The organism is Streptomyces cynarae (assembly GCF_025642135.1).
Classification (GTDB): Bacteria; Actinomycetota; Actinomycetes; order Streptomycetales; family Streptomycetaceae; genus Streptomyces; species Streptomyces cynarae.
In genome coordinates this window covers 6562921-6576104 of record NZ_CP106793.1, presented here as the reverse complement: position 1 = coordinate 6576104, position 13184 = coordinate 6562921, and the positions used below count along the sequence as shown (strand labels likewise).

General features: G+C 71.2%; 12 protein-coding genes. 3 read left to right on the top strand and 9 right to left on the bottom strand.

Annotated elements, in window-relative coordinates; translation table 11 throughout:
* Positions 1 to 397 precede the first annotated feature (397 nt).
* Together N8I84_RS29870 and N8I84_RS29865 are read right to left on the bottom strand one after the other, a co-directional pair.
* Positions 398 to 1726, bottom strand: coding sequence for a class I SAM-dependent RNA methyltransferase (locus N8I84_RS29870; RefSeq protein ID WP_263232516.1), 1329 nt, complete (start codon positions 1724 to 1726; stop codon positions 398 to 400).
* Between the two features lie 136 nt (positions 1727 to 1862).
* Positions 1863 to 3923: an APC family permease gene (locus tag N8I84_RS29865; protein ID WP_263232515.1), complete on the bottom strand. Its 2061-nt coding sequence runs from the start codon at positions 3921 to 3923 to the stop codon at positions 1863 to 1865.
* Between the two features lie 285 nt (positions 3924 to 4208).
* Between N8I84_RS29865 and N8I84_RS29860 the strand changes: the two genes are divergently transcribed.
* Positions 4209 to 4880, top strand: coding sequence for a potassium channel family protein (locus N8I84_RS29860; RefSeq protein WP_263232514.1), 672 nt, complete (start codon positions 4209 to 4211; stop codon positions 4878 to 4880).
* A complete protein-coding gene (locus tag N8I84_RS29855) occupies positions 4880 to 5557 on the top strand; it encodes a potassium channel family protein (protein WP_103839170.1) in 678 nt (225 codons plus the stop codon). Before N8I84_RS29860 ends, N8I84_RS29855 begins: the two co-directional genes overlap by 1 nt.
* 499 nt (positions 5558 to 6056) lie before the next feature.
* Here N8I84_RS29855 and N8I84_RS29850 read toward each other — a convergent pair whose 3' ends face one another.
* The 7 genes from N8I84_RS29850 to N8I84_RS29820 all read right to left on the bottom strand — a co-directional run bounded on the left by N8I84_RS29850 (position 6057) and on the right by N8I84_RS29820 (position 12650).
* Positions 6057 to 6800, bottom strand: coding sequence for a DUF3159 domain-containing protein (locus N8I84_RS29850; RefSeq protein WP_263232513.1), 744 nt, complete (start codon positions 6798 to 6800; stop codon positions 6057 to 6059).
* 3 nt (positions 6801 to 6803) lie between these two features.
* Entirely contained in the window at positions 6804 to 7202 is a 399-nt protein-coding gene (locus N8I84_RS29845; RefSeq protein ID WP_103839168.1) for an OB-fold nucleic acid binding domain-containing protein, read from the bottom strand.
* 77 nt (positions 7203 to 7279) lie between these two features.
* Complete coding sequence (locus tag N8I84_RS29840) at positions 7280 to 7963, bottom strand: response regulator (RefSeq protein WP_263232512.1); 684 nt, start codon at positions 7961 to 7963, stop codon at positions 7280 to 7282.
* Positions 7960 to 10506 carry a sensor histidine kinase gene (locus N8I84_RS29835; protein ID WP_263232511.1) on the bottom strand — a complete coding sequence of 849 codons (2547 nt, stop codon included), beginning with the start codon at positions 10504 to 10506 and terminating at the stop codon, positions 7960 to 7962. The genes N8I84_RS29840 and N8I84_RS29835 overlap by 4 nt, the downstream gene beginning before the upstream one ends.
* A 287-nt stretch (positions 10507 to 10793) precedes the next feature.
* Positions 10794 to 11552 carry a DUF3710 domain-containing protein gene (locus tag N8I84_RS29830; protein ID WP_263232510.1) on the bottom strand — a complete coding sequence of 253 codons (759 nt, stop codon included), beginning with the start codon at positions 11550 to 11552 and terminating at the stop codon, positions 10794 to 10796.
* Between the two features lies 1 nt (position 11553).
* Positions 11554 to 12069, bottom strand: a complete 516-nt coding sequence (dut, locus tag N8I84_RS29825) for a dUTP diphosphatase (protein WP_263232509.1) — start codon at positions 12067 to 12069, stop codon at positions 11554 to 11556.
* Positions 12066 to 12650, bottom strand: coding sequence for a PaaI family thioesterase (locus tag N8I84_RS29820; RefSeq protein WP_263232508.1), 585 nt, complete (start codon positions 12648 to 12650; stop codon positions 12066 to 12068). The genes dut and N8I84_RS29820 overlap by 4 nt, the downstream gene beginning before the upstream one ends.
* A 58-nt stretch (positions 12651 to 12708) precedes the next feature.
* Between N8I84_RS29820 and N8I84_RS29815 the strand changes: the two genes are divergently transcribed.
* Entirely contained in the window at positions 12709 to 13182 is a 474-nt protein-coding gene (locus N8I84_RS29815) for a DUF3093 domain-containing protein (RefSeq protein WP_263232507.1), read from the top strand.
* Positions 13183 to 13184: the final 2 nt, after the last annotated feature.

Below are 13184 nucleotides of genomic sequence, written 5' to 3'. Positions count from 1 at the left end.
CTCCTCGTCGGCCGTCATGGACGGTCATCCTGGTCGCCGTCAAGACGCTGCACGCCGAGCATGCCGCCGTCCCCCGGATCCGGCACGGCTTCGCGCATGAGGTGAAGGCCGCGCTGCGCGTCCGCGAGCGTTTCACCGTGCCGGTGATCGCCGCCGACACCGAGGGTGAGACCCCCTGGTTTGCGGTGCCGTACGTGGCGGCCCCCTTCCTTCAGGAACTCGCCGAACGCTGCGGCCCGTTGGGCGAGGTGACGGTCCGCGCCCTGTGGGCGTCAAAGCAGCACGTCACGTGCTTGTCCGAACCGGAGCCGAAACGCTGGACCCGTCGACATGACGGCGCTGCCGAAACAGGGCGGGACATGCGGCCCCACCGCCGCCATCCTCGACGAAACCCAGGTCAGACACCCTTCGCCACAGGCTCCAGAATCGCCACGCACTCCACATGATGCGTCATCGGAAACAGATCGAACGCCCGCAGCGTCCGCACCCCGTACCCGCCCTCGCGGAAGTACGCCAGGTCCCGTGCCAGAGCGGCCGGGTCGCAGGCGACGTAGGCGATCCTGCGTGCGCCCAGGGAGGAGAGGTGGGCGACCGCCCCGCGGCCCGCGCCCGCCCGCGGCGGGTCGAGGACGATCAGGTCGACCTCCGTGATGCCCGTGCGCGGCAGGACCGATTCGACCTTGCCCTGTTCGATGCGGACGCGCGGGAAGTCGGCGAGGTTGTGCCGAGCGTCCTCCACCGCGCGCCTGCCCGACTCGATGCCGAGCACCGCGCCCTTCTCGCCGACCCGGTCGGCCAGCGCGCCCGCGAAGAGGCCGACGCCGCAGTACAGGTCGAGCGCCATGTCGCCCTTGCGCGGCAGCAGGCCCTGCATCACCGCCGTGACCAGGGTGTCCGCCGCCTTGGGGTGGACCTGCCAGAAGCCGCCGGCCCCGACGCGGTGCGTACGGCCGTCGGCGCGTTCGCGGACGAAGGGGCGGCCGTGGACGCGGTGGATGCCGCCCGTCTTCTCGTCGACGCGCAGGACGGAGACCGGCTTGTCCAGTTCCACCAGCGGCAGGCGCGCGCCCGGCTTCGGGGTCAGGATGACCTGGCGGTCCTGGGAGCCCGTCGCCGCGATCGCCTCGACGGAGTCCATCCCCGTCCAGTCGCGCTTCTCGACGCCCAGCTCGCTGACGCCCTCGGCGGCGATCAGGCAGTGGTCGATCGGCTCCACCTCGTGCGAGCGGTGCCGGCGCAGGCCCGCCCTGCCGGACGCGTCCACCGCGTACTGCACCCGCGTACGCCACTGGGGCACCTCGCCGGCCGGCAGCTTGTCGCCCTCCGCCGGCACCACCGTGCCGTCCCAGCCCGCCTCCTCGGGCGTGAGGCCCGCGAGCCGGTGCAGCTGCTCGGCGATCACCTCGGCCTTCAGCCGGCGCTGTGCGCCCGGCTTGGCGTGCTGCCAGTCGCAGCCGCCGCAGCGGCCGGGGCCGGCGTAGGGGCAGGGTGCCTCCACGCGGTCCTTCGACGCCTCCAGCACGTGTACGGCATCCGCCCGCAGGAAACGGGCTCCCTCCTCGCCCTCGGTCACCCGGGCCACCACCCGCTCGCCGGGCAGTGCGTGCCGGACGAAGAGGACCTGACCGGCGTCCGTACGGGCGATGCAGTGGCCGCCGTGGGCGACGGGGCCGATCTCGACCTCGTACTCCTCCCCCACCAGCGACTTCTTCGGTTCTGCCTGCATGGGGGGCGACTCCAGATCCAGAAATGCGGGAAACGGGCGCGAACACGACGACGGCGCGTCGACGGCTCGGCCGGACAACAGCCCACCAGTCTACGTGGGTGCCGTCCGGCCGTTCACCATGGTGCGGGGGCGGGCCTCAGCTCTGCGATGCCTGGGAGGCCGACGACTCCCGCGTCCGCTCCTGCGCCGGTCCGCGCCGCACCGCGCCCGGCGCGTTCCACTCCTGCCGCTTGCGGGCACGCCGCTTGGCCGCCTCCGAGGACGCCAGCTGGTACGGCACCGAGGTCACCATGATGCCCGGCGTGAACAGCAGCCGGCCCTTGAGCCGCAGCGCGCTCTGGTTGTGCAGCAGATGCTCGTACCAGTGGCCGACCACGTACTCGGGGATGATCACCGAGACGGCGTCGCGCGGGGACTCGCGGCGCAGGCCCTTGACGTACTCGATCACGGGGCGGGTGATCTCCCGGTACGGCGAGTCGAGGACCTTCAGCGGTACGTCGATGCCGCGCCGCTCCCACTCCTCCCGCAGCGCCTTCGTCTCCGCCGGGTCGACGTTGACGCTGAGTGCCTCCAGGGTGTCCGTGCGCAGCAGTTTGGCGTAGGCGAGGGCGCGCAGCGTGGGACGGTGGATCTTGGAGATCAGAACCACCGAGTGGACCCGGGAGGGGCGCACGCTGTCGTCGCTGGGGCCCTCGGGCGCGGCGAGTTCCTCGGCCACACCGTCGTAGTGGCGACGGATCGCGGTCATCGTCGCGAAGAAGATGCACATGCCGAGCAGGGCGACCCAGGCGCCGTGCGTGAACTTCGTGACCAGGACGACGACCAGCACCAGACCGGTGAAGAAGGCGCCGAAGGCGTTGATGGCGCGCGAACGGATCATGTGGCGGCGCTTGGCCTGGTCCTTCTCCACGGCCAGGTGCCGGTTCCAGTGCTTGACCATGCCGGTCTGGCTGAGCGTGAAGGAGACGAACACGCCCACGATGTAGAGCTGGATCAGCCGGGTCGAGTCGGCGCCGTAGATGAAGATCAGCAGTGTCGCCGCACCGGCGAGCAGCACGATGCCGTTGGAGAAGGCGAGGCGGTCGCCGCGGGTGTGCAGCTGGCGCGGCAGGTACCGGTCCTGGGCGAGGATCGAGCCGAGCAGCGGGAAGCCGTTGTAGGCGGTGTTCGCGGCGAGGAACAGCACCAGCGCGGTGGCGGCGGCGAGGACGACGAACAGGAAGCTGCCCTTGCCGAAGACGGCCTCGGCGACCTGCGAGATCACCGGGTTCTGGACGTATCCGGAGCCGAGCGGGTTGCCGTTGTGGAGCAGGTCGGTAGCCGGGTGCTCGGCCATGCGGACCTTGGTCGTCATGGCGAGGACGATGATGCCGCAGAACATGGTGACGGCGAGCAGGCCCATCATCGCGAGCGTGGTCGCCGCGTTCTTCGACTTGGGCTTGCGGAAGGCCGGGACGCCGTTGGAGATCGCCTCCACACCGGTGAGGGCGGCGCAGCCGGAGGAGAAGGCGCGCAGGAGGAGGAAGACGAGCGCGAAGCCCGCTATGCCCTGGTGCTCGGCCTTGATCTGGTACGCGGCCGTGGGCGCCCGCATGGTGTCGTCGAGGACCAGCCCGCGGAACGCACCCCACGCGATCATGATGAAGACGCCCGCGACGAAGACGTAGGTCGGGATCGCGAACAGCGTGCCGGACTCCTTGACGCCGCGCAGGTTCATCAGTGTGAGCAGCACGACCACGGCGACCGCGCAGAACACCTTGTGCTCGACGACGAACGGGACCGCGGAGCCCAGGTTCTCGATGCCGGACGAGATCGACACGGCGACCGTGAGGACGTAGTCGACGAGCAGGGCGCTGGCGACGGTGAGACCGGCCTTGGGACCGAGGTTGGTGGTGGCCACCTCGTAGTCGCCGCCGCCGCTGGGGTACGCGTGCACGTTCTGCCGGTAGGAGGCGACCACCGTGAACATGAGCACGACGACGGCGACGGCGATCCAGGGGCTGAAGTGGTAGGCCGACACGCCCGCGATGGAGAGGACCAGCAGAACTTCTCCGGGCGCGTACGCGACGGAGGAGAGCGGGTCGGAGGCGAAGACGGGGAGTGCGATGCGCTTCGGCAGGAGCGTTTCCCCCAGCCGGTCGCTGCGCAGTGCGCGCCCGATCAGGATCCGTTTGGGCACGTCGGTCAGTTTGGACACAACAGAGGATCGTAAGGGGTTGTTCGGGCGCCCCTCCACCCGCGGGAGGAGATCTGCCTCACGAGTGAAATACGGGAGCGGGCTCGCTGCGGATTTCGCAGGTGAGGGGTTCGGCATGACTCTATGACAAAACCCCTTCGGCTGCCGCCCGGCCGGTTGCCCGTACGAAGGGCACGGCATGGTGCACGGGGGTCCCCTGTACGGACCGCGCGTGTGTAGCTTGGGCGGCGGTCTGAGAACCTGGTTGGACTGAGTCGTAAAACCATTGACACCGGAAGGACGGTCGTGCACATCGTCATCATGGGCTGCGGAAGAGTGGGTTCCGCTCTGGCCCAGACCCTGGAGCAACAGGGGCACACGGTCGCAGTGATCGACCAGGACCCCACCGCCTTCCGACGACTGGGCTCCGGGTTCGGCGGCCGTCGTGTCACCGGCGTCGGCTTCGACCAGGACACCCTGCGCGAGGCTGGCATCGAGGAGGCCGGTGCCTTCGCCGCCGTCTCGAGCGGCGACAACTCGAACATCATCGCGGCGCGGGTCGCCCGCGAGATGTTCGGCATCGAGAACGTCGCGGCCCGGATCTACGACCCCCGCCGCGCCGAGGTCTACCAACGGCTCGGCATCCCGACCGTGGCCACGGTCCGCTGGACGGCGGACCAGATGCTGCGGCGTCTGCTGCCGTCCGGTGCGGAGCCGCTGTGGCGCGACCCCACCGGAGGGGTCCAGCTCGCCGAGGTGCACGCGTCGCCGAAGTGGGTCGGCCACAAGATCAGCAAGCTGCAGGAGGAGACCGGCGTCCGGGTGGCGTTCCTCACCCGGCTGGGCGAGGCGATGCTGCCCACCTCGCAGACGGTGCTGCAGGAGGGCGACCTCGTGCACGTGATGATGCGGGCGGACGACGTCGAGAAGGTCGAGACGGCGTTCGCCGAGGGCCCTGAAGAGGAGAGCGGTCACTGATGAGGGTCGCCATTGCCGGTGCCGGCGCGGTCGGTCGCTCGATCGCGGGCGAACTGCTGGAGAACGGCCACGAGGTCCTTCTCATCGACAAGGCGCCGACCGCGATCTCGGTCGAGCGCGTGCCGCAGGCGGAGTGGCTGTTGGCCGACGCCTGCGAGATCACGTCCCTGGACGAGGCGGCGCTCCAGCGCTGCAACGTGGTGATCGCCGCGACGGGCGACGACAAGGTGAACCTGGTCGTGTCGCTGCTGGCGAAGACGGAGTACGGCGTCCCGCGCGTCGTCGCCCGGGTCAACAACCCGAAGAACGAGTGGCTGTTCAACGAGGCGTGGGGCGTGGACGTGGCCGTGTCCACCCCGCGCCTGATGTCGGCGCTGGTGGAGGAGGCGGTGAGCGTCGGCGACCTGGTCCGTCTGCTCCGCTTCAGCCACGGCGACGCGAACCTGGTCGAGCTGACCCTGCCGCCCGAGTCGGCCCTGGCGGGTACGCAGGTGGGCGATGTGCAGTGGCCCGAGGACACATCCCTGGTGACGATCATCCGCGGCACCCGAGTTCTGACACCGTCCCAGGAGGACTCCCTGGAGGCGGGCGACGAACTGCTCTTCGTGGCGGCCCAGGCACGCGAGGGTCAGCTGGAGGAGCTGCTGTCGGTACGCAGGGAGGACGCGGCGGGCTAGGCCGCGAGACTGCGGGCTTCGGGTGCGCCTGGCATGTCCGGGCGCACCCGACCCTTGAGCGGCGCACCCTTGGGGGCAGCGGCCCCCGCGGGGACAGCGGCACCCTCGGGTGGGGCCACCCGGCAGCCGAGGCCTGCGACCGCCGACCCGTCCGGGGGTACCCCTCCGCGAAGAGCTCGGGGGAGATTGAGCACGAGGCCGTTCAGCTCGAAGCGGGGGCCCGGGGGCGGCAGCCCTCAGATCGAAGCGGGGCCCCGGAGGCCGCAGCCCTCAGATCGAAGCGGGGCCCCGGAGGCGGCAGCCCTCAGATCGAAGCGGGGCCCCGGGGGCCGCAGCCCTCAGATCGAAGCGGGGCCCCGGGGGCGGCAGCCCTCAGATCGAAGCGGGGCCCCGGAGGCGGCAGCCCTCAGATCGAAGCGGGGCCCCGGGGGCCGCAGCCCTCAGATCGAAGCGGGGGCCTGGAAGCGGCAGCCCGCGGCGGCCACCCCGCCACCGGGGACTAAGCCTCCCGACGGTGCCGCCCGGCCCCTTCGCTCTTGGCGGCGGCCTCTTCGGTCTTGGCGGCGGCCTCTTCGGCCTCCATCTCCGCGAACACGTCGATCGGCGCGGGCGCCTTCGCCAGGAACACCCACGTCAGCCACACGGCGAGCAGGAACGGCGGGATCTTCAACGCGATCAGGACCCAGCCCAGCTGGGCGGTGTTCGCCCACCAGTACAGGGGGAACAGGATCGCGCACTTGCCGAGCAGGATCAGCCCCCAGGCCCAGCTGGCCTTGGCGTAGGCCTTCTTACGGCCCGGGTTGCGCGTGCGCCAGGAGAGGTTCTCCTTGAAGACCGGGCCGAGGATCAGGCCGATCAGCGGGACCCCGGCGAGCGTGGTGATGATGTACGCGAGGCCGAGGCCCAGCGTGTAGAGCATGCCCGGCAGGTAGAAGTCCTTCGCGTTGCCGGTCATCATCGCGAAGACCACGCCGAACGCCACGCCGAAGACACCGCTGAACGCGTGCTTCACGGTGTCCCGCATGGCGAGGCGGACCACCACCAGCAGCAGGGACACGGCGAGCGCGACGATCGCCGACCAGTGCAGGTTCTTGTTGATGGTGAAGATCGTGACGAAGAACAGGCCGGGCACCACGGTCTCGACCATGCCGCGGACCCCGCCGAACGCCTCGAAGAGCGCGGCCTCGGTCACCGCCCGCGAATCCTGCTGGGCGTCTTCGGTCGGCTTCTCGAGTGACGTCACCGGCTACTCCCGTCCGAGCGGTCTGAGTTCGTACTTGGGGTTGAACAGCACTCTGCGGCCCCGGCTCATCGAGATCCGGCCCGACGCGATCAGCTTGCGTCCCGGCTCTATCCCGACGATCGAGCGCCTGCCGAGCCAGACCACGTCCAGCGCGGCCGAACCGTCGAACAGCTCGGCCTCCAGCGCCGGGACACCGGCCCGCGGGCGCAGCGTGACCGTGCGCAAGGTACCAGTAACCGTGACGATCTGTCGGTCGTGGCAGTCGCCGATCCGCGTACAGCCCGCGGTCTCGGCGTCCTCCCGCAGTTCCTCGGACTCCAGGTCCTCCTGCGACGAGGAGAGCCGGTCCAGCATGCGCCGGAGGCGGCCCGCCGGCTTTTCGGAACGAGGAACAGCGCTCATACAGAAAGCGTACCGGGGGGCGCCGACACGGACGTACCGGCGGCACGGCCCCTCGATGCCCCGGCCGGGCTTCCGGCTCACTTCTCGAACCGGTACCCCATCCCCGGCTCCGTCATGAAGTGCTGGGGATGCGACGGGTCCGTCTCCAGCTTCCGGCGCAGCTGGGCCATGTACACCCGCAGGTAGTTCGTCTCCGTCCCGTACGACGGCCCCCACACCTCCTGCAGCAGCTGTTTCTGGCTGACCAGGCGGCCGGTGTTGCGGACCAGCACCTCCAGCAGGTGCCACTCCGTGGGTGTGAGGCGCACGTCCTTCCCGGCCCGGTTGACCTTCTTCGCGGCCAGGTCGACCGTGAAGCCCTCGGTCTCCACGATCACGTCGTCCTCGCCGCCCCCGTTGGGCTCCGCGCGGCGGACGGCGGCGCGCAGGCGGGCCAGCAGCTCGTCCATGCCGAACGGCTTGGTGACGTAGTCGTCGGCGCCCGCGTCCAGCGCCTGCACCTTCTCGTCGGAGGAGTGGCGGGCGGACAGCACGATGATCGGCACCCGGGTCCAGCCGCGCAGCCCCTTGATCACCTCGACACCGTCCAGGTCGGGCAGCCCGAGGTCCAGCACCACGACGTCGGGGTGACGGGCGGCGGCGAGCCGGAGCGCGCTCGCGCCGTCGGTGGCCGCCTCGACGTCGTACTTGCGCGCCTTCAGGTTGATCACGAGGGCGCGCACGATCTGCGGCTCGTCATCGACCACGAGCACCCGGGTCATGTGGTCTGCCTTTCTGGTTCGGCGACTCGTACGGGGTGGTGGGCGCCGCCGTTCACGGCCCGCAGGGTGAGGACCATGGTGAGCCCTCCGCCGGGAGTGTCCTCCGCGTTCAGGGTGCCGCCCATGGCCTCGGCGAAGCCGCGGGCGACCGCGAGGCCGAGGCCGACGCCGGCGCCGCGGGGGGCGTCGCCGTAGCGCTGGAAGGGCTCGAAGATGCGTTCCTTCGCCTCGTCGGGGACGCCCGGGCCGCGGTCGACGACGCGCACCTCCACCCGGTCGGCGAGGGCGCTGGCGGCGACCAGGACGGGTGAGCCGAGGGGGCTGTACTTGACCGCGTTCTCCACGAGGTTCGCCACCGTGCGCTCGAGCAGCCCGGCGTCCACGGCGACCATCGGCAACGTCTCGGGGACGTCGAGTTCCACGTTGTCCTCCGGCACGCCGCCGAGCGCCATCGGAACCACCTCGTCGACGTCGATCTCCCGGATCAGCGGGGTGACGGTGCCGGTCTGGAGGCGGGACATGTCGAGCAGGTTGCCGACCAGATGGTCGAGCCGGTCGGCGCCCTCCTCGATCGCCGCCAGCAGCTCCGCGCGGTCCTCGTCGGACCACTCCACGTCGTCCGACCTGAGGGAGGTCACCGATGCCTTGATGCCCGCGAGCGGGGTGCGCAGGTCATGGCTGACGGCGGCCAGCAGGGCGGTGCGGATGCGGTTGCCCTCGGCGAGGGTGCGGGCCTGTTCGGCCTCCTTCTGCAGACGCTGCCGGTCCAGGACCACCGCGGCCTGCGCGGCGAAGGCTGCCAGCACCCGGCGGTCGGAGGCGGGCAGGACGCGCCCGGACAGAGCGAGCGCCATGTGGTCGCCGGCGGGCACGTCCACGTCGGCGTCCTCCGGGCGCCCGACCGGGGCGCCGGGGCCGACGCTGCCCGCGCAGGTCCATGGCGCGACGTCGCTCTCACGCTCCAGCAGTGCGGCGGACTCCATGCCGAAGGTCTCCCGCACCCGCTCCAGCAGCGCCTCCAGGCTGGTCTCGCCGCGCAGCACGCTGCCCGCGAGGAAGGAGAGGATCTCGGACTCGGCGCGCAGCCTGGCCGCCTGGTGGGTGCGCCGGGCGGCGAGGTCCACCACCGAGGCCACCGACACCGCGACCGCGACGAAGATCGCGATGGCGACGATGTTCCGCGGGTCGGCGATCGTCAGCCGGTGCAGCGGGGGCGTGTAGTAGTAGTTCAGCAGGAACGAGCCCAAGGCCGCCGAGGCGAGCGCCGGGAAGAGTCCGCCGAGCAGGGCTGCCGCCACGGTCAGCGCCAGGAACAGCAGCATGTCGTTGGCGAGGCCCAGGTCGACGGTGTTCAGCAGCAGCGCCAGGACGACCGGGCCGAGGACGCCGACCAGCCATCCGGCGAGGATGCGCGTACGGCCGAGGCGTGCGCCCCGGGCCACCGGCAGGCCGCGGCCCTTGGCGACCTCCTCGTGGGTGACGATGTGCACGTCGAGATCGGGCCCGGACTCGCGGGCGACCGTGGCACCGACGCCGGGCCCGAAGACGTACTGCCAGGCCTTGCGGCGCGAGGAGCCGAGGACGATCTGGGTGGCGTTCACTCCGCGGGCGAAGTCGAGCAGCGCCGCGGGGATGTCTTCGCCCACCACGTGGTGGAAGGTGCCGCCCAGGTCCTCGACGAGGGTGCGCTGGACGGCGAGTTCCTTGGGCGAGGCGGAGGTGAGCCCGTCACTGCGGGCGATGTAGACGGCCATCACCTCACCGCCGGCGCCCTTCTCCGCGAGGCGGGCGGCGCGGCGGATCAGGGTCCGTCCCTCGGGGCCGCCGGTGAGCCCGACGACGATCCGCTCGCGGGAGCCCCAGATCGCCGACACCTGGTGCCGGCTGCGGTACTCGTTCAGGTATTCGTCGACCCGGTCCGCCACCCACAGCAGGGCCAGCTCGCGCAGCGCGGTCAGGTTTCCGGGCCGGAAGTAGTTCGACAGGGCGGCGTCGATCTTGTCGGGCTGGTAGATGTTGCCGTGCGCCATGCGCCGGCGCAGGGCCTGCGGAGACATGTCGACGAGCTCTATCTGGTCGGCGCGGCGCACCACCTCGTCGGGGACGGTCTCGCGCTGCCGTATGCCCGTTATCGACTCCACGACGTCGCCGAGGGACTCCAGGTGCTGGATGTTGACGGTGGAGACGACGTCGATCCCGGCGGCCAGCAGCTCCTCGACGTCCTGCCAGCGCTTGGCGTTGCGGGAGCCGGGGACATTGGTGTGGGCGAGTTCGTCCACCAGGGCGACGGCGGGGGCGCGGCGCAGCACGGCGTCCACGTCCATCTCCGTGAAGAGGCTTCCGCGGTACTCCAGCTCCCTGCGCGGGATCTGCTCCAGTCCGTGCAGCATCACCTCGGTGCGGGACCGGCCGTGGTGCTCCACGAAGCCGACCACGCAGTCCGTGCCGCGCTCGACGCGCCGGTGCGCCTCGGACAGCATGGCGTAGGTCTTGCCGACGCCCGGTGCCGCGCCGAGGTAGATCCGTAGCTTGCCGCGTCCCATGGCCCCATTGTCTTCCGGTGTCTTCTCCCCGCAGCTGCGCACGCTGCGTCGACCTTACGGCCAATAGTCACGGCATTTGGGGCATGGGATGGCGGGCAGGGCATCTTTGACGCAACCCTGATACGCCCCCTGCGGACCGGCGTCCGGCATGGGAAAACGTGTGGGGCCGCGCCCCTCGGCGAGGGATGCGGCCCCATGATGTGCCTGCCCGGCGGCAGTGCCCCGGCTGCCAGGGCCTCTCGTCTGGATCATGCCGGGCTCGCGGAGCCTGACCCGGACGAAAGCCCCTAGCGGACCTCGGTGATCTCCGGGCCGCGCTGCAGCTGGCCCATACCGCCGGAGAAGCGGGAGCCCTCCTCCTGCTGGACGCCCTCGGGCACCATCTGGGCGTCGTTCGGCAGTTTCAGGACGATCGGGTCGCGCGGTGCCATGGGGCCCTCGCCGCGGACCACGACCGTGTCGCGGAAGATCTGCTCGAGCAGGCCGGCGGCCTGCGGCTGCACGGCGCCCTGCCCGGAGATCACGCCGCGCAGGAACCAGCGGGGACCGTCCACGCCGACGAACCGCACGACCTGGAACCCGCTCGTGCCGTCCGGCAGCTGCACCGGCACCTGCGCGCGCAGCTCCCAGCCCAGCGGCCCCTCGACCTCGTCGACGATGCCACCCTGCTGGGTGATGCCGCCGGCGATCTCCTCGCGCACCTCGCCCCAGATGCCCTCGCGCTTGGGCGCGGCGAACGCCTGGAGCTGGATGGCGCTGTCGCGCAGCACGACGGTCGCCGCGACGATCGCGTCGCCCGCGACCTCGACCCGCAGCTCCATGCCCTCGACGCCGGGCACGAACAGCCCGCCCAGGTCCACCCGGCCCTCGCCGGGCTCCCGGACCTCGGACACGTCCCAGGGCCCGTCGGGCCGGGGCTCGGGCTCCAGCCTCACGCGCTCGCGCTCGACCTCGTCGTCCGCCTCAGCGTCGACACCGTCGACGACCTGCTCGGCCTCGCCGGCCGCGTCCTCGGCGGCATCCTTCTTCTTGCGACGTCCGAACACGTCACTGTCCTTCCCGGTCGGATACGACCGAAGCGTATCGATTCCCACCCGTTGTGCCGCCCACGGCGGCATGACCGCCGGTGGACCCGAAGCCCCCCTCGGCCCGCGCGGAGTCGGGAAGCTCCGCGACCTCCTGGAAGCGGACCCTCTCGACCTGCTGGACGACCAGTTGGGCAATCCGGTCGAAGCGCTCGAACCGCACGGACTCGCGCGGGTCGAGATTCACCACGATCACCTTGATCTCCCCACGGTACCCGGCATCCACCGTCCCCGGGGCATTGACGAGGGCGACACCGCAGCGTGCGGCGAGACCGGACCGCGGATGCACGAAGGCCGCGTACCCCTCGGGCAGCGCCACAGACACGCCGGTGGGCAGAACGGCCCGTTGACCGGGCGCGAGTTCGCAGCCGACGGTGGTGCGCAGATCGGCTCCCGCGTCACCGGGGTGCGCGTACGCCGGAAGCGGTACCTCCGGGTCAACACGCCGGATCAGCACGTTCACAGGTTCGCGGCTCACGGGTTCACCTCGAAGGCTCGTACGCGCCGGAGCTGGTCCGGGTCGTCCATGGCCGCCCGGATCTCCTGGGGGCGCCCGTGCTCGGTGAAGTGGTCCACCTTCACCTCGATGAACAGGGCCTCGGCACGGACGGCGACGGGCCCCTCGGGGCCGCCGATCCGCCCGGTCGCCCTCGAGTAGATCTTCCGCCCGGCCACCGCCGTCACTTCGGCGTCCAGATACAGCACGGTACCCACGGGCACGGGCCGTACGAAGTCGGTCTCCAGCCGTCCTGTGACCGCGATGGTGCGCAGGAGCCAGTTGAGGGAGCCCAGGGTCTCGTCGAGGGCGGTGGCGAGGACCCCGCCGTGGGCGAGGCCGGGCGCGCCCTGGTGGGCGGGACGGACGGTGAACTCGGCGGTGACGGACACCCCGTCACCGGCCCGCGCCTCGAGACGCAGCCCGTGCGGCTGCTCTCCCCCGCACCCGAAGCACTGTCCGTAGTGCGCGCCGAGCGGCTCGCCCGGCGCCGGGGCGTCGGGGTGCCGTACGGGCGCGACCGCGTCGGCGGGGGGCGTCAGACCGGAGGAAGTACCACTCACAGGCGCAGACCTTACCCGCGCGTGAACGTGCCGCGGACACCGTGCCAAGCTTGGCTCCATGCAGCTCTCCGCGTCGCCGTACGAAGAACGCCTGACCGCGCCCCGCACCTGGTGGCTGATGTGCCTCCTGGTCGGTATCGCCATGGCCCTGGTGCTGCTGCCGTTCGGGACGCTGCCGCTGCTCGGCGGGCTGGTCGGCGGCACCGCGGCCTCGGCGGTCGTGGCCAGTTCCTACGGCTCGCCCCGCATCCGTGTGGTCGGCGACGCGCTGATCGCGGGCGAGGCGAAGATCCCGGTGTCGGCGCTCGGCGAGGCGGAGGTTCTGGACCAGGAGGAGGCCCGCGCCTGGCGCACGTACAAGGCGGACACGAGGGCTTTCATGCTGCTGCGCGCGTACATCCCGACGGCGCTGAAGGTGGCGGTCACGGATCCGGGGGACCCGACGCCGTACCTGTACCTGTCGACCCGGGAACCGGAGAAGCTGGCGGCGGCGATCAAGGCGGCCCGGGCGGAGAGCCGGGGCACGGTCTAGGA

Bases quoted from the DNA above. Each gene is read 5' to 3' on its own strand.
- N8I84_RS29870 (WP_263232516.1), bottom strand. From the start codon at position 1,726: ATGCAGGCAGAACCGAAGAAGTCGCTGGTGGGGGAGGAGTACGAGGTC.
- N8I84_RS29855 (WP_103839170.1), top strand. From the start codon at position 4,880: ATGAGGGTCGCCATTGCCGGTGCCGGCGCGGTCGGTCGCTCGATCGCG.
- N8I84_RS29845 (WP_103839168.1), bottom strand. From the start codon at position 7,202: ATGAGCGCTGTTCCTCGTTCCGAAAAGCCGGCGGGCCGCCTCCGGCGC.
- N8I84_RS29840 (WP_263232512.1), bottom strand. From the start codon at position 7,963: ATGACCCGGGTGCTCGTGGTCGATGACGAGCCGCAGATCGTGCGCGCC.
- N8I84_RS29835 (WP_263232511.1), bottom strand. From the start codon at position 10,506: ATGGGACGCGGCAAGCTACGGATCTACCTCGGCGCGGCACCGGGCGTC.
- N8I84_RS29815 (WP_263232507.1), top strand. From the start codon at position 12,709: ATGCAGCTCTCCGCGTCGCCGTACGAAGAACGCCTGACCGCGCCCCGC.